The following is a 15,319-nucleotide window of genomic DNA, read 5'->3' as shown; positions in this document are numbered from 1 at the left end:
GCACTCTAATTAGCGGTGTTACTGAGTTGAAGAATGGTGGGACCTATCATTAAAATCATGATGCAGATAAAGACGAGGACAAGAGGACCCATCATCGCAACGCCAGCTTTTGCAGCTGCGGCCTCTGCCTGTTCAGAACGGCGTAATCGAGATGAATCCGCTTGGATCATCAGCACTTCTGCGACGGGATTGCCTCGTTCTTCAGCTTGAATGAGTGCGGTCACGAATTCGGTGACAGCATCGATAGGCGCGCGAATCATGAATCCAATCAAAGCCTCTTTACGGGTTCTTCCCAATTGGAGTTCGTGAAGAATGTGAGTTAATTCTTCGATGAGCGTGTCTTCGATGTCTGTTGATTTTTCAATCACCTGGCGGATGGAACCGGGGAAATCAAGTCCTGCGCTCATGCTGAGTGCCATTAAGTCAATCACATAGGGTAATTTTCGACTGATCTGCTTGAGCCGTTTTTGAGATTCTCCTGTGATTTTCATGTAGGGGAGTACTGCTCCGAGAGGAGCTGCAATTAAAAAGAACAGAAGGGGATCACCTACAAATAAGCCGAACAAGACGCCCCCCGTACTGATGAGAAAACCGCTCAAGAGAGTGATGGCAACGTATTCCTCTGGTGTTAATCCAAGGTAATCGCCAGCGATTTGCAGCTGTCGGTCTAATTTTGCATGGAGTTCATCCCCCAATGCGCCGCTTACGCGAACTCCTAACCAACGTACGATAGGTTCCATCAGGGGCCAGAGTCCCCCTCTTTGCAATGCGGTTTGTCGCTTGAGACCGCGCAGCCCGAGGCGAGATGCGATGCGGCTGGGTGCAGACATAACGCCGTAAAGGGCAGTTCCTATGGCAAGCATGAGAAAAGAAAGGAACAGGAAGCGCAAATACTCAAACGATTGCATTAGATATCCACATCAGTGATCTTTCTTCCTAGTACAAGGGAACCGATCCAGCAGAGTGCAGAAATAAAAACAAGTACATAACCTGCCCAGCTACTAGTCAAGGGATCGAGATAATTCGGGGAGAGCAATTTTAACAAAAGGCAAATTACAATAGGAAATGCAGCAAGGACGAGTAATTGGGTCTTCCCTTCTGCTGTTTTGCTTCGAACAACTCCTTCTAATCGATTCATCTCTCGAAGGGAGGCTGCCGTGGATTCGAGAATTTTAGTTAGGTTACCACCTACCTGACGTCCGATCAAAATGGCTGAAAGAGCAGATTCAAGCTGCTGGCTCTCCACGCGAGCTGCCATCAGGAGGAGCGCTTCATCGAGTGAACTGCCTAACCTTATTTCTTTAAGAGCCAATTGCAGTTCCTGGCAGAGCGGTTCATGGATCAGATTCTCTACGGATTTGATCGCATCTCCTAAGCTTGGTGTAGTCTTAAGAGCATTTGCGAGAGCGAGCATGAAGCCATCGACTTGCTTATCGATCCGTTGCACCCTCTTTTGACATTCGTGATCTAGGTAAAGAGAAGGGAGAAAAGCTACGACAATTGGTACCATGTACCAGTAAGGTAGAGTTGTAGCAAGGGCAAGGATGGTGAGCAGGCAAACAATTAGAACATGCCCTTTTGCAAAAGTTTCAGCGGTGATGGGAGAAAACAGTCGCTGCAGACGATTTTCGATAAAACAAACATAGCGTCTCCAATAGACTTGGATAAATCCTTGTGGAGCCGCGGAAGAAAAGTAAGAAAGGACAAAAAGAGAAGCCATCGCAAAGAGTAATGTCATCCACTTGAGGAAAGAAAGAGAAAGCTGACCCTGTAACATGGTGTTATAAATAGGGCTCCCCCTTTTTAATAAGTCCCATCACAATAAAGGTGGAAATATAGCTGGGAATCCATCCTGTTGCTCTAAATTCTCCTTTGACTTTCCCATTGCTGTCAATACCTGTTCGGACAAATTCGAAAATAGGTCGCAATCCTACTGCTCCATCGTCCTCGATGCCTGTTACTTCAGAAATGGAGGTCACTTTCCTGCTTCCATCCGATAGGCGTGTCTGTTGAACGAGCAGATGTACACTGGATGCGATTTGTTCTCGTATCGCTCGGTCAGGCAATTGAAGACCAGCCATGAGAGAGAGGGTTTCAAGACGTCCTATGGCTTCTCGAGGGGAATTGGCGTGGGTAGTTGTCAGGGAACCATCGTGTCCTGTATTCATCGCTTGGAGCATGTCGAGGGTTTCTCCCCCTCTGCACTCTCCTACCACGATGCGATCGGGGCGCATTCTGAGTGCGTTCCTCACAAGATCCCGAATGGTATACTCTCCCCGCCCTTCTATATTAGCAGGACGAGTTTCCAAGGAAACCACGTGGGGTTGAGTCAATTGAAGTTCAGCTGCATCTTCGATGGTGATGATCCTTTCATGAGAAGGGATGGCAGCAGAGAGTACATTAAGAAGGGTTGTTTTCCCACTTCCTGTTCCTCCAGAAATCACGATATTTGTTTTCGATGTGACGCTTCGCATCAAAAATCTCCCCATGGCGGGTGAGAGAGTTCCAAAGCTAATGATTTTTTCCAAGGTGAGAGGGGTAGACGCGAACTTACGGATAGTAATGCAAGAACCGCGCAAAGCGATCGGTTTGATAACAGCATTGACGCGAGCTCCGTTTTTTAATCGCGCATCTACAAGAGGAGACGACTCATCAATCCGTCTGCCTAAAGGGGTGACGATACGCTCGATGACGGCGCGTACTCGTTCGTCGTCTGTGAACTTTGCGTCGGTTAATTCTAACTTTCCCCCTCTTTCTACGAAGATAGTTTGGGGGTCGATGACCATGATTTCATTGACACTGGGATCAGCCAGAAAACGCTCGAGAGGTCCTAGCCCTAACGCTTCATCAGCTAATTCTCCAATTAATTGATCGCGATCTTGACCGGAGGGGATGTGAGCATTCAATTGGAGAACGATTTGACGGAGTGCGCGCAATACCCGAGGTCGCATGGACGGGTCATCGAGCTTAGAGGCATCGAGGCTGGCCAGATCGAGATTTTGGAGAAGCTGCTTGTGGATTTTACGCCGGATAGCGATTTCATTTTCCGCTGTGCTGATTCCTGAAATCGGTTCCTTTGCAGGGGTTGGTTGTATTGGCTCCTGTGATGTAATGGCTGTTGTCAGAGGAAGAGGGGATTTTCGGTTCGGAGTTGCTGGTCTTCGGAGATTCGCTGTGTCTGGATTGTTTGTGGTTTCAGGGAAAACGAAAATCGTGTAGTGGCCTATTGTGATCGGTGTCCCGAAGGGGACTTCAGCGGATTGATGGCGTAGAAGCTGCGTGCCTACGCGCGTGCCGTTGCTAGACGTATCCTCGACGGTGAGGCATTGCATTCCCAGATAAATAATTGCATGTTGGCGAGAAATGACTTCATCATCCAAGAAAATAGAGGATTGGGGATTACGTCCTACCGTGAGCATGTTGGATACTTCCATGTGTTCTGTACGTTCTCCAGAGATAGAACGGATAATCACTTCAACTTTCATAGGAGAAGTCCGTGGTTAAGAGCTTGGCCCACTCCAGGGCTGACGGTTGTAAATCTCCATCCCTTTGATTCTTCCACTGTAATCTTCATATTCTTCTAGTGCTTTCTGGACAATGTCGATGGTGTTTCGAAGAGGGGAGTCGACAACGCTGGGAACAATAAAGACAGCTCCTTCAAGTTCTTCATCCATGTTGTTTTGAGAGCTGAAAAGAGGTCCTAAAATCGGGATCTGACTAAAAAGAGGGAGGCCTTTGTTGGTATGGCGTTGGCTTTGAGTGTTAATCGCAGTAAGCAGTAAAGATTGTCCAAGTCGTATTTTGACGAGTGTGGAGAGATTGGACAGTTGTCTACCTGGAAGAACTGTTCCCGCAATCGAGGGGGTTAAATCGCTCACTTCTGCATTCATGTTAATTTCGAGATCACGAGTTACTGGATAGAATCGCGGGAGGACTGTCAGCGATGTTCCAAAAGAGATTTTCTGAATCGAATTGCTGGTTGCAGTGGTTGTAGGGAAATTCTGTTCCCCTCCATTATAAAATTTGGCTTCTGTGCCGCTTGTTGTAATAACGGTGGCTTGTTTGACTACTTTAACCCATCCATAGTTGGCTGCGATATCGAGACTGGGAAGTGGCTGATTGACAATAGTGGTTTTAGCCGAAATGGAGTTTTTGAGGAAGTCGTAGCTGGCGTTGGCTGTAAAGGTGTCACTGGTGCCGATGTACTTAGGCCAATTAATACCGAATATGTAGCCAGACGATCGGTTATACTGGATGAAGAAAAAGTCGATTCGGATGTTAGTTTGACGATCTGTTGTGTCGCTCCCTACTTCTACTAGTGACTCTACCTGCCATGGATAAAGGGAGACAATCCGTTTGATTCTAGTTAACTCCTGTTCGTTAGCAACACTCCCTTCCAGAAAAAAACGGGATCCCATCCGACGCAATCGTACTCTTGCTATGTCCCGAATTAACTGTCTCAACTCCTGCTCTATGATTTGAGGCGGATAAGCGAATATATTGATCTTCCAGTTGACGATCTGTCCATCTCGCTTAATCAAGAGGAGAGAAGAAGTCCCTGGCTTGAGTCCGACAAGAACGAATTTTGTTTTATCGCTTGTCAGTTTCACATCCACAATTCCAGGGCTTCCCTCAGAATAGTTTTTTACGTCAATTGCTGACACCGTCCGATTTTCACCTACCGCAAATTCGAGCTGGTTAGCTATTGTGGTATCGTTCTTTTCTTCTGGAGCTTCTTCTTGTTGTGTCTGGAGGGGGGCTGCTTTCTCGGCGTGAACAGCTCGTCCTATACCTCCTACACTGAGGACCGTCAGAAGAAAGAAACTTCCTCGCAACCATTTCTGTCTGGTTGGATAAAGAACTTCCATTAAGGACTTACCTCAACAGATTCAAGCTTGATGGGACCTGATCGTCCTGTCTTGCGAATGGCTTCGATCCCACTGCGCGCTTTGGTGTCAGTTAAGAAAGACGTATTCAAATCAGGCAATCCCTCAACAATGCGCACATCGTTCGGGCTTCGCAACGCTATGGAAAGCTTCCCTTTTTCTTGAGCTAACTCCAACAATTGAGCTTCTGGCACATTGACACTAAGAGAAAGAATCCGCTCCTGTTTCTGAGAGGAAGTAGGACCACCTCCTGATAAATCCGCTCCTGTATCAGCCCCCACCGCGAGAACAAGTATGTTTTGCAATAAGACAACAGAAGTAGAAACAGAGCGATTTTCTTGGTCCGCTCGCATCGTTGCTAGCACGTCAAGCCGATCCCCTGGTCGAATGAGAAGATAACTCTTGTCTTCACTGGGCAATTGCACCATCACAGCCCGCATCCCAGGTTGTACAAGGGAACTAAGCTCGCGGCGTTCATCTGTTGTGGATGCTAAATCTGTCCACATCAACACTTGGTTGGCTTGCAAACTATTTGAAACCCGGAGCCCTAAGACCCGCAAGCGCTCTTGTTCGCGCACTGCGCGGCTCTCCACATATGCCTGGGGAATGATGCGCGTTGCGATCATGTCTTCTGTCAGCATCGTATGGTTATCGATCGGCTTAATTACAACCAGTATTTTAACAGGAGCGCCACCTGAAGATTCCTGTTCAAATCGTCGCAAGTAAAGAAACAGCAAAAGCCCTGCGAGAAGAGACATGATAAGTGCTGTGAGAAGAGCTAGTTTATTCACGTGAACAATTCCATTCTTTGCAGAGCATTGTTTAAGTGGCAGGGCTAGGGTGAATGAATTTCAATCAGAGAAATAATACTGATTGCTTCGTTTCTTTCTACTGAGATCATGATGTCAGCTCCTTCTCGCATAAATGCTCGTACGTTTCCAGGAACATTCTGAATTCCTTTGACTGGTTCCCAACCGAGGGTAGGCATGATTTGTTCATACTCTTGAATAATTGCATGAGGTTGAAACGGCGAAGTATAAATATGTACGCCATAAGGGATCCCTTCAACAGTAGCACTTAATAGACGTCTTGTGCGAGGAGGCCGGTAGGTTTGCTCAGGATCGGATCCTGGCGCATCTCCTTCCTTCGGAAAGAGACGATAGATAGAAAAAGATTCATCGATCCATACGGAAACTACGTGAGTTTGATTTTCTGGCACTGTTTTGACAACAACGTAATGGAACTTTCCAAAAGAGGTTAAATCGCCTGTCTCTATAAAATTCTTCATGCGCGCAAGGATACCAACCCCTCGCTGCTTTTCATCCTGTGTGAAACACGCAATAAAACCGTTCTTGTTTTTCTCTTCTTCGCGGATGATCCCAAATCGAAGGGATGGAGTCAGTGGAGGAACTTTTTTTTGCAGAGTCTGGGATAAGTCGGGCAGCTCTTTTGTCAGATCGGAAGATTGTTCATGGCAAAGCGCTTCGAATTGATCGAGGACAGCATGCATTGGATTTTTGGTCAGCGTGCTTGACAGGTGGATTAGTTCGCCATTGAGGCGAACTCGATTTTCTGTTCCGATCGAATCCCCTAATTTGGTCAGTTCTTGACCGATAGAAAGTGCGGTCTCTTTGAAATGACCATACACAGAGCGTGCACTTAAGGTTGTGCCGAGCCCAAATACAAAAAATCCATAAAGCCCTACCTTAAGCAGACGGCTGGAGAGGAGCTGGGAGCGTAGCGAAAATCGCAACATCGACTACCAATTGGTGAGATAATGCCATGCGGCCTTGACCATGCCGAATAAATCACCATCTTCGGGGATTTCATTACACATCAATACATATGAGTTTCGGAGTATGAGTGGAGAAGCTCCGAGGGTTGGATCGCCGGCGGAATTGAACGATTGGGTCACTGTGATAGACCCAAAATCCTTGGAAAAGGAATCGGTCTCCGATATCTGATTGGAGATTGGTTTGATAATGTTGTTGATGTCTTGTTGGATTTGCCTGGGATCAACGCCGCTGGGAGTTTTTGGATCCACAGTATGAATAGTATCGATCGACCCCTCTGATTGTTGTCCTACACAGGTGTCAATCGCTGAGGTCCATGCCTTTTCCCGAGTGGACTGCATGAGGGTCAATTTTTCTTGGTAACGTCGTGTCAGCAAATTAATCCCGGCAAAAAAAACAATAAAGGTTGGGATCACAATGAGCGTTTCGAGCATCGCCGCACCGCGGTTTCTCCGCCAGGTTTTACAGAAAGTATAGTTTCTTTGCTGTTGTTTTGATTGCACAATGGACTTCATTTTCCGCGCACTTTTTTCTCCTGATTATTCCAATGTGACATGATAGCGGAGCGCGCTATCCTTTAGCTGAAATTGATTCATCAAAGAAAAAGTAACGAAAGATAACGTGTGCGATAGGAGATAGGATCAGTGGTATATATCCATCTTCTTGTTATAGAACAGAACATTAACGATTTCGTCTCCGAAGTTGGAGTCATTGTAATACATTAAGTAAAGAGACGTTAGAGCTGCCTTGAGCAAATTGGAAAGTCCATCCACTGAAGAAAAAGGAGGAAGATGGATTCTTCTTAAGCGGGCTCGCCATCGCATGTTCCACATCACCTCCGCTTTATAACTCGACCATGTCCTATTGTGGCCAGTGATATCGTAGTAAAAGTCCGCTTGTGAAAATTGCATCCTGCCCATTGCGGAGGGAGCATCGATGGTTGCGCGGTTCCATGCTGCAATTTTGAGCGCTTTTTTGACTGTATTCTGTTGCACAAGGGGAGGGGCCCACGTGACGGCAAGGATGGCAAAGTAAGCACTCCCTCCATCTTTAATTTTTGAGAGCACTCTTTTTGAAGGCCCCCTGTTTTCGCTGACGCCGCTGGATGGCAAATTGGACCCTTTTGCTTGATTGATACAATCATCATGATTGAAGTTCTTGTCATGGGCAGTATGGCTTCTTTTAGGCTTCGCTGCGATGGCATCCCTTCGGTCGCCACACTCATTTATCATTTGGTCGATGAGGGATTGGCTCCCTTGGGCGATCACTTTACCTGGATCGGGTATCGTACCACAGAAAAATCCTGATCCCGCTGCAATAATGCTTTGAAAAATACTAGAAAAAAAGTTGGTGATGGGTTTGAGGAACGACAGTAAATTGAGTGGAGCAAGGATTAAATCGGCCAGAAACCTTCCTGCTTGGCCGCACAATACGCTGGGATCATCGTTTTCTACTGGTAGCCCAAATCCTGGAATCATAGAAATACTTACTGTGAATCCCCCTGAAGTGATATCTTTGTACTTCACCATAGCCACATAGACCGACTTTGCCTCGGCAATGTAGGGCATGCCGTGTTTAAGTCCTGTTGAGGCATATCCCAGCCCTTTTACGATGGGATCGACCACTCTTGTGACGCTAACGGCAAGATCACTTACGGTTGTTTCGAAGTTGCTCGCAGGAACGCAAATTGCGCAACCGACAAGGATGATGCATAGTGGGCAAGAGATTGATATAATTGCTGCTAGAATAATTTGTAATACTTTGAGTGCTATGATGATGGACATGAAGGCTGCCATCAGGAGATTAATGAGAGCCACGAGATTCATGCCGCGCGCGTGGTAGACAGCGCCAGCGAATGCAGTGGCATCCGCTGCATCGAGAAGGCGTTCTCGATAAACAATAGCATCTCCGATTCCCACGATGAACCAAACCATTCCAAGCAAAAAAGTAGCAAAAAAAATGCCGACTAGAAGAATAGCCCCTCTTGTATCTTGACGAAGCGAAGGAAAATTATCGTTCATGGTACAATCTCAATAGTAGATGAAATTCGCACCTTGGTTAGGCAAGGCAGCTTCGGCAGATATCGTTCTGATACCACCTGGGCACGCAATATCCTTTCCAATAGGGATATTACATGGATATCTGTAATCCACACGGATGCGCACAAGATCGTGAGGCCCAAATTGATTGCGTGTTGCAGACGAGCCGGGTGAAGTGGGGAAGGTCACGCGCACATTGGGATTGGGATCAAAGCTAAACCAAATTGGTGTTTTGATGGCGTATGTAATTTCTTTGAGACGGTTCGTCGAAACGCTGTTTAGAGGCTCATGCCCATACCAAGCGGGGTCATCAGGGAGGATTACAATTGCCGATCGCGCTCCTATGGCAGCCATATGCACTACGATTAACTGGATTGCCTGTACAAAAGCGAGTTGTACCAATCCTGAAAAAAAACAGAGAAAGGGGAGAAAAGCGATGAGAAATTCCACATAGACACCTCCTTCGCTGGCAGCTCGATTGGCCTGTGGAGAAAAATCCTGGCTATTCTGCATGAAAGTGCCTTAGATTGGAGAGAATTTCTAGAACAACCCCTCCAAAAGTAAAGGGTGCAAATCGGACCCACGTGAGTGTGGTACGATCGATGGATTTTTTGCGATCAGCTGGAAGGAAAGGGTTGATCGCTAGGCTAAAAGAAGTGCTGAGTACCTGCTTGGCATTCCCTATCCACAGGAGGCGAACGGGTATCGCTATAGCAGCGAGGACAAATCCGTAAAATTCTGCTTCGATTCCTGAAATTGGGCGCAACAACGCTCCCAATGCGGCAAGCAACTTCACATCCCCTCCCCCCATGGCATTGGCTTGATAAAGGAGGAATGGGATTAATCCACACAGCAAAGCTCCTTCCAAGGAATAACCGGTGCTCCAGAGTCCTTCAGCAATTCCTCCCTGCAGGCCACTTGCGATACCGTGTAGGAAAGGAACTGCAGCGAGCACACTTAATGTAAGAAAATTAGGCACATGGCCGGTTTTGAGATCCCAAACAGCAGCTACCCCACTGACTGCGAGCGCACTCGCACAAAAATAAGGGAAACCTGCTATCATGATGAAACTCTCAATAGTGGGAAACGTGTGAGAATTAATTTCCCGTCTTAAGATTGAAACGCCCTACTTGATACTTGATATGCAAAGAATTATATACCAGCACTTTGATTGATTGACTCTACTGCGTTTGCTTGGCCTTTAATCTTGTTTGTTACAGTTGTTCCAAAGAGTTTAAAACCTGCGATGGCGATGAGTGCAACAAGACCAAGAATGACGACATATTCGACCAATTCGGCTCCTCGGGTATCTTTCAACAGTTGACGGATCGAATAGACTCTCATGATAAGTAGCCTCCTCATAGAATTAATCATAGGTGGAATGGAAACATATGCGATAAGTTATTAAGGAAAAGGCATTAAAATAAAGTCTCTTGCTGCTTTATAGTCGTCTATCAGTTTTTTCCCTACGGCTACTGTTGCTGCAGAAAGAATAATGCCTACTGTACCAATGAGCACAATGTATTCAGTGCTTGCAATTCCGCCCTGAGCTTTGAGTAAAAACTTATTGGTTTGCGTAATTGCGCAAGAGACCCTTCGCCAAGAAATAAACATAATTAAAACTACTCCTTTAGTAACATGCATTCCTAGCAGACGCAATTCTAAAGCCATAACTTTCTTTTGGATAACGCTTCTCCTTATGGGAGAGGGAATTTAACTTAATCGGTCCTTTAGGAGCTTTCTTTCGGTGTACGTGATGGCGAGGGGCAGGGGAAGTCGTGAACTTGACGTCAAATACAAAAATATCGTCTTGGTCTTTCACACGAAAGGTTGCTTTTGGATTTTGGGGATGAAGTCCTTCATTCCCTTTTTCTTGGGTCGATAACGTAAGCAGAAATTCGTCATTCGGTTTCATCCGAACAAGAACGTGGTTAACGCCGTTTGTATCTGTCCTGCCGATTTCTCGATTGAGATGGAGAATAGGTAGATTAGGGCCATTTTCTGCTCGAACAATGACGACAATCGTTCGCTTGCGAGGGAGGCATCGAGCATCGTATTGAGGGATTTTAAGGGGATCTATCAGCCGGAACAGCGTGATCTGAAGTGGTTGTGTCGGAGATGTGAAGGAAGCAGGACAGGAAATTTGAATGTCGACGTTTTGCCCTTCGGTGCCGCGCAGAGCTAGCTTCGCTATCCCCTTTGCGTCGGTTTTTGCGATGGGTTTCCCCTGAAGTAACAGATCAGCACCAGCAACGGGGATACCTGGATCGCTTGTTACGTAGATCGCTATAACGTGAGGAGGTGGGGGTGCTGGTTCCAGAGAGAGACAGCCAGTCAAAAAGGACGGCAGTATGCTCGCAAAGAGCAAAAGAGCGAGGGGAGCGGCCCCCCAACAGCAAGAAGAGAGCAGATTTTTTTGCTTTGGCCCTTCTCTTTTCCAAGAGAAACTCTGTTTTTTGAATCTCGGAAATGGATGGGGGGTCATCTCGGATAGGTTGTTGGGGGGTGAGCGATGCGGGTTATGACCTGGAAAGGGATAATGGATTCGAAAGCGCTCCTTCCTTTGCTTTTTTGAGCGCATCTGCCATCATGATTTGTTGTTCTGTGGGATGCAGCCATCGTTCTTGAATGGAAGAGTGGAGACTGTGCAGGGGATCGAAATAGAAGAAGTAGTTTCCTGGTCGCAGTGCAGGGGATACATAAACGCTGATCCCTGTGTTTCGATCGTAATATTCATACGAATGAATATCTCGCTTACCACCCCCTCCAAGTAGATCACAAACGAATGTTGGCGTGTTGAATCCTGCTGTTACACCTCGGAGCTCTTTTTCTAAATGGATAGCCTGATGAAGAGAGAGGCGTAAATCTTCTATCCCTTTGACTAGATCAGGTAAAAATACATAATAAGGGTGCACGTGGATATAGCTTAGTCGTTTGATGAGCAAACTCAGCGTATCGATGTGATCGTTGACCCCCCATTGGAGTACGGTTTGATTCCGCAGGGTAACCCCTTCTTGAAACAGTCTGTGGGTTGCTCTTTGGGTGATGCTGGTAATTTCGGAGGGGTGGTTGAAGTGGGTGTGGACCATCACTTCCTTGGAGAGCTTGCGCCCTTTTTTCACGACTTGAAGTAAAGCTTCCGTCCACGGTTGATCTGTGAGGATCTTTTGGGGCATGGTGGCAGGCCCTTTTGTTGCGAAACGGATGCGCTGTACATGTGGTATGCGAAGGAGCTCTTCTCCAATCGCTTGAAGGTGCTCGGGTCGCAACTGATACACATCGCCTCCCGAGACTAGAACATCCTCTAATTCAGGACGGGATGCAATGTAGTTGTAGGCCTGCTGCCAGCGCGCTAGATTAGTGTTAAAATGCATCTTTTCTAGCTGTTCAGTATCTGTTCCAACGGCATAACTGCGTGTACAAAAGCGACAATAAACAGGGCAGATGTCCAAAGGGAGAAAAAGTCCACGATCGACGTAGCGGTGAATCAGGCCAGGGACTGCTGTATGGTATTGTTCATGCAGTGAATCGAATGATGTGCAGGGGTGCTCTGGTAACAAGCGGGAACCTAACGGGATAAATTGTGTGCGCAGTGGATCGGTGTAGGGATCCTCCCATTGAATCAACGAGATCAAGTAAGGGCTTACCCGCAACCCCATAGGAGACCGATGGAGCCCCTCTTGCACATCTTGAAAAAATTCATCCTTAACAAGCCCCTGTAATGTTTGGCGAAGTTTTGCGAGATTGGTGACTGATTGCTGTGCTTGCCAGCGGTGATCTAAAAAAGTAGCCTCGCTGATTGTCCGATAGGCTGGTATTTTTCGCCAGAAAGAGCCTGTAAGTAGTTCTCGATGAGCGAGCATTTGGGGTTCAATCGGGGGTTTCTGCTTAGGCTCATGAGGAGAGAGTATCTGTTGTGTCATCGGGAGGACTGTTTGAAAAGGGTGGAGTGGGCTGCTTGGTACAGTTTTCGATATTGTTGGTGACAAGAACGGCAGGCTGCCTGGATTGATTCAAGGTCTTCAGTCACTTTTGTTTCGCTTATTATTTTTGTGCGGCGATCGGCTAAATAGGCAATATTTGCACCATCGCGAGCAATGGAGTTCCAGTAAGGGTAGCGATCCTTATCCTGAGGAGCAAAATCGGCGATGCGGATTAGGACTTGCGCGAGCGCCTTGAAATCTTTTGCTGTGATGGAGGGAACAGCATAGGCTTTCATCCAAGCTTGAAGCGATAGATGACTCGTCTCTAAAGAAGGGATATATGCATCCAGATCAGCCACATGGGGAGAATCGGGTGATTGCGAGTGAGTCGGCTCTTCCGTTTGCGTGGCGGGAGTGGGGAGCTGATCGAGAAACTGAGTCAAGAGCATATCCTCGTTGATGCGGGTGGATAAATTGGGGGAGTCTTTCGAAGCCTTCTTTGGCCTGCATCCTGTAAAACCCGAAAGAAACAGGCAGAATGTAAAAGACAAGAACTGACGATAAGAAGGGGAGAAAGAGACCTGCATCGTGGTATGAACAAAGGCTATTTGACTCGTGCACCCGGTGTTGCCCCTTCTTCTATTGTGACCAATTGCAATGCTTCGCTGGGTCCTGAGGCGAGGAGCATCCCGTGCGAAACGAGTCCCTTGCCAAATGTTCTGGGGGCGAGATTGGCCACGACGATTACGCGCTTCCCCACGAGTTGGGGTGGCTCGAAGCTAAGCGCCAGTCCGGCTACGATAGGCCTTGGACTCGATTCACCGATATCGACTTGAAGGGACAACAGTTTATCTTTTTTCGGTACTTGTTCGCAGGAGAGGACCACTCCTACTCGGAGGTCTAAAGAGGTGAAGTGATCGTAGGAGATGGTCTCCTTGGAGGGGGGTGGTGTAGCTTCACCAGGCGAAGTCTTTTCTGCTGGAGGGGAAGGGACGGCAGGGGTTGGCGCAGGGGCAACCGCGGGGAGCCATGTCTTGAGTAAAGAGGCTGTTGCTTCTTCATCGAAAGTGGGGAAAAGAGGGGTGCCTGTGGAGAAGGTCTCCCCTTGTGTCCTGGGCCGAAATGTAAATGGCCAGTGATCTACATCAGGTTGGGCATTAAGTGGAGGCAGCTTCAGTTGGAGACGCAGCTCATCGCTTTTGGAAGGGAGGACAGGCCATAGGATGATGCTTAAGAGGCGCAAGATCTCGTGAAGAGTTGCCACAATGGTGTGCACCCGTGTAGTTGCTCCTTCTTTTGATGCCACCCAAGGGGCTGCTCGATCGATATATTGATTGGCCGCATCGCATAGTTTCCAGGTCGCTTCGAGCGCTCGATGAGGGGCGAATTGCTCCCACTCGCAGGCACCTTCTGCTAATGCTGCTTCTATCGTAGCGATCAAATCGTATTCAAGACGGGTGGGTTGTTCATAAGAGGGGAGCCTCCCGCCTGTAAGACGCATGATGAGGCCGAAAAATCGATGTACTAAGTTGCCAAGATTCTTTCCTAGATCGGCATTATAGCGATTCATCAGAGCCTCGAGATGAAAATCTCCATCTTGGCCAAAAGCGACTGTTCGAAGGAGATAATAGCGCAATGCATCAGGACCTATCGCTTGAGAGATCTGGAGAGGATCGACAGAGTTGCCCAGTGTTTTCGACATTTTTTGCCCATGAATGGTCAAGAAGCCATGAGCAAACACGTGAGTGGGGAGCTGATCGGGGGAATATCCGGCAGAAAGTAGAAAGGCTGGCCAGTAAATTGCGTGAAAACGAAGTATGTCTTTTCCGATCAGGTGGACGACTTTCCCATGGAGAGGCCAAAAAGCACGTAATTCGCTGTCTTCAGGGCCGAGAGCGCTCAGATAATTCGACAATGCATCAAACCAAACGTACATGACATGCTCTGGATCATCTGGGACAGGAATCCCCCATTGGCAAGTCGTACGGGACACGCTTAAATCGCGAAGTCCTCCTTCTACAAAACGAACGACCTCAGTTCGCCGGTAAGCGGGTTGAATAAACTGAGGATGTTCATGATAAAACTGGAGGAGTGGTTTCTCCCATTTGGAAAGCCTAAAAAAGTAGGTTTTTTCTTTTAGACGTTGGGCGGGTTTTTGATGGATCGGACATATTTGTTTGGGCGTAAGCTCTTTCTCCGTTTTAAAAGACTCGCAGCCTATACAGTACCAATCTTCATATTCTCCTAAGTAGAGGTCGCCATTATTCTTAATTTTTTTCCAGAGATCCTGCACGAAATCGCGGTGCCGTTGTTGTGTGGTGCGGATGAAATCATCTACATGAATCAAAAGAGGGGGCCATGCTTTCTGAAAGGAAAGGCTCATGGTATTCACAAAAGACTGGGGATCGATGTTGCGCTCGCTGGCGACTTGACTGATCTTGAGACCATATTCGTCTGTGCCTGTTAGCAGACGTGTCTGTTTTCCACGCAATGCTTGATAGCGCTTCAAAGCATCGGCTGCAATCATCGTATAAGCCGTCCCTATATGGGGAAGGTCATTTACATAATAGACGGGAGTAGTGATATAAAAGCGGCTTGCCATGCCATGCCCCTTAGCACACGATATCAGATAACGAGAGAGGAATGCGCATTCGGTTTCTCTCTCCTTATTCCCTATG

Annotated in this window: 16 protein-coding genes; all 16 read right to left on the bottom strand. The window is 47.3% G+C overall.

Annotation, left to right across the window (positions count from 1 at the left end):
* Positions 1-5: 5 nt before the first annotated feature.
* Entirely contained in the window at positions 6-908 is a 903-nt protein-coding gene (locus BCY86_RS07660; RefSeq protein ID WP_075277199.1) for a type II secretion system F family protein, read from the bottom strand.
* A complete protein-coding gene (locus tag BCY86_RS07655) occupies positions 908-1,738 on the bottom strand; it encodes a type II secretion system F family protein (RefSeq protein ID WP_172824836.1) in 831 nt (276 codons plus the stop codon). Before BCY86_RS07655 ends, BCY86_RS07660 begins: the two co-directional genes overlap by 1 nt.
* A 43-nt stretch (positions 1,739-1,781) precedes the next feature.
* Positions 1,782-3,485, bottom strand: a complete 1,704-nt coding sequence (locus BCY86_RS07650; RefSeq protein WP_083604271.1) for a TadA family conjugal transfer-associated ATPase — start codon at positions 3,483-3,485, stop codon at positions 1,782-1,784.
* A 15-nt stretch (positions 3,486-3,500) separates the two neighbouring features.
* A complete protein-coding gene (locus BCY86_RS07645) occupies positions 3,501-4,868 on the bottom strand; it encodes a pilus assembly protein N-terminal domain-containing protein (protein ID WP_075277197.1) in 1,368 nt (455 codons plus the stop codon).
* The gene (gene cpaB / locus BCY86_RS07640; protein ID WP_075277196.1) at positions 4,868-5,677 is read right to left on the bottom strand and encodes a Flp pilus assembly protein CpaB; all 810 of its coding nucleotides are present in this window, start codon (positions 5,675-5,677) and stop codon (positions 4,868-4,870) included. The genes BCY86_RS07645 and cpaB overlap by 1 nt, the downstream gene beginning before the upstream one ends.
* A gap of 44 nt (positions 5,678-5,721) precedes the next feature.
* Complete coding sequence (locus tag BCY86_RS07635) at positions 5,722-6,642, bottom strand: hypothetical protein (protein ID WP_075277195.1); 921 nt, start codon at positions 6,640-6,642, stop codon at positions 5,722-5,724.
* A gap of 3 nt (positions 6,643-6,645) precedes the next feature.
* Positions 6,646-7,113, bottom strand: a complete 468-nt coding sequence (locus BCY86_RS07630) for a hypothetical protein (protein ID WP_216636012.1) — start codon at positions 7,111-7,113, stop codon at positions 6,646-6,648.
* Positions 7,114-7,320: 207 nt separating this feature from the next.
* Positions 7,321-8,700 carry a hypothetical protein gene (locus tag BCY86_RS07625; protein ID WP_075277193.1) on the bottom strand — a complete coding sequence of 460 codons (1,380 nt, stop codon included), beginning with the start codon at positions 8,698-8,700 and terminating at the stop codon, positions 7,321-7,323.
* A 9-nt stretch (positions 8,701-8,709) separates the two neighbouring features.
* Positions 8,710-9,231, bottom strand: a complete 522-nt coding sequence (locus tag BCY86_RS07620) for a pilus assembly protein (protein WP_075277192.1) — start codon at positions 9,229-9,231, stop codon at positions 8,710-8,712.
* Complete coding sequence (locus tag BCY86_RS07615; protein WP_075277191.1) at positions 9,221-9,781, bottom strand: prepilin peptidase; 561 nt, start codon at positions 9,779-9,781, stop codon at positions 9,221-9,223. Before BCY86_RS07615 ends, BCY86_RS07620 begins: the two co-directional genes overlap by 11 nt.
* 89 nt (positions 9,782-9,870) lie before the next feature.
* Positions 9,871-10,062 (bottom strand): Flp family type IVb pilin, encoded by a 192-nt coding sequence (locus BCY86_RS07610; protein ID WP_075277190.1) that lies wholly within the window; start codon positions 10,060-10,062, stop codon positions 9,871-9,873.
* Positions 10,063-10,122: 60 nt separating this feature from the next.
* Complete coding sequence (locus BCY86_RS07605) at positions 10,123-10,332, bottom strand: hypothetical protein (protein WP_156865158.1); 210 nt, start codon at positions 10,330-10,332, stop codon at positions 10,123-10,125.
* 16 nt (positions 10,333-10,348) lie between these two features.
* The gene (locus tag BCY86_RS07600) at positions 10,349-11,299 is read right to left on the bottom strand and encodes a hypothetical protein (protein WP_156865157.1); all 951 of its coding nucleotides are present in this window, start codon (positions 11,297-11,299) and stop codon (positions 10,349-10,351) included.
* The gene (locus tag BCY86_RS07595) at positions 11,238-12,641 is read right to left on the bottom strand and encodes a KamA family radical SAM protein (protein ID WP_075277187.1); all 1,404 of its coding nucleotides are present in this window, start codon (positions 12,639-12,641) and stop codon (positions 11,238-11,240) included. Before BCY86_RS07595 ends, BCY86_RS07600 begins: the two co-directional genes overlap by 62 nt.
* Positions 12,638-13,228, bottom strand: coding sequence for a hypothetical protein (locus BCY86_RS07590; RefSeq protein ID WP_075277186.1), 591 nt, complete (start codon positions 13,226-13,228; stop codon positions 12,638-12,640). The genes BCY86_RS07595 and BCY86_RS07590 overlap by 4 nt, the downstream gene beginning before the upstream one ends.
* 17 nt (positions 13,229-13,245) lie before the next feature.
* Positions 13,246-15,243 (bottom strand): methionine--tRNA ligase, encoded by a 1,998-nt coding sequence (gene metG / locus BCY86_RS07585; RefSeq protein WP_075277185.1) that lies wholly within the window; start codon positions 15,241-15,243, stop codon positions 13,246-13,248.
* Between the last annotated feature and the right edge of the window lie 76 nt (positions 15,244-15,319).

Source organism: Pajaroellobacter abortibovis (assembly GCF_001931505.1).
Lineage (GTDB): Bacteria > Myxococcota_A > Polyangia > Polyangiales > Polyangiaceae > Pajaroellobacter > Pajaroellobacter abortibovis.
The sequence above is the reverse complement of the archived record's forward strand: the minus strand, read 5'-3'. Positions and strand labels throughout refer to the sequence as shown.

What these genes read in the sequence shown, in the direction of transcription:
- BCY86_RS07655 (WP_172824836.1), bottom strand. Translation starts at nt 1,738, where the DNA reads ATGACATTACTCTTTGCGATGGCTTCTCTTTTTGTCCTTTCTTACTTT.
- metG (WP_075277185.1), bottom strand. Translation starts at nt 15,243, where the DNA reads ATGGCAAGCCGCTTTTATATCACTACTCCCGTCTATTATGTAAATGAC.
- BCY86_RS07620 (WP_075277192.1), bottom strand. Translation starts at nt 9,231, where the DNA reads ATGCAGAATAGCCAGGATTTTTCTCCACAGGCCAATCGAGCTGCCAGC.
- BCY86_RS07590 (WP_075277186.1), bottom strand. Translation starts at nt 13,228, where the DNA reads ATGCAGGTCTCTTTCTCCCCTTCTTATCGTCAGTTCTTGTCTTTTACA.
- BCY86_RS07605 (WP_156865158.1), bottom strand. Translation starts at nt 10,332, where the DNA reads ATGTTTATTTCTTGGCGAAGGGTCTCTTGCGCAATTACGCAAACCAAT.
- BCY86_RS07635 (WP_075277195.1), bottom strand. Translation starts at nt 6,642, where the DNA reads ATGTTGCGATTTTCGCTACGCTCCCAGCTCCTCTCCAGCCGTCTGCTT.
- BCY86_RS07630 (WP_216636012.1), bottom strand. Translation starts at nt 7,113, where the DNA reads ATGCTCGAAACGCTCATTGTGATCCCAACCTTTATTGTTTTTTTTGCC.
- BCY86_RS07645 (WP_075277197.1), bottom strand. Translation starts at nt 4,868, where the DNA reads ATGGAAGTTCTTTATCCAACCAGACAGAAATGGTTGCGAGGAAGTTTC.
- BCY86_RS07595 (WP_075277187.1), bottom strand. Translation starts at nt 12,641, where the DNA reads ATGACACAACAGATACTCTCTCCTCATGAGCCTAAGCAGAAACCCCCG.
- BCY86_RS07615 (WP_075277191.1), bottom strand. Translation starts at nt 9,781, where the DNA reads ATGATAGCAGGTTTCCCTTATTTTTGTGCGAGTGCGCTCGCAGTCAGT.
- BCY86_RS07600 (WP_156865157.1), bottom strand. Translation starts at nt 11,299, where the DNA reads ATGCGCTCAAAAAAGCAAAGGAAGGAGCGCTTTCGAATCCATTATCCC.
- BCY86_RS07660 (WP_075277199.1), bottom strand. Translation starts at nt 908, where the DNA reads ATGCAATCGTTTGAGTATTTGCGCTTCCTGTTCCTTTCTTTTCTCATG.
- BCY86_RS07625 (WP_075277193.1), bottom strand. Translation starts at nt 8,700, where the DNA reads ATGAACGATAATTTTCCTTCGCTTCGTCAAGATACAAGAGGGGCTATT.
- BCY86_RS07650 (WP_083604271.1), bottom strand. Translation starts at nt 3,485, where the DNA reads ATGAAAGTTGAAGTGATTATCCGTTCTATCTCTGGAGAACGTACAGAA.
- BCY86_RS07610 (WP_075277190.1), bottom strand. Translation starts at nt 10,062, where the DNA reads ATGAGAGTCTATTCGATCCGTCAACTGTTGAAAGATACCCGAGGAGCC.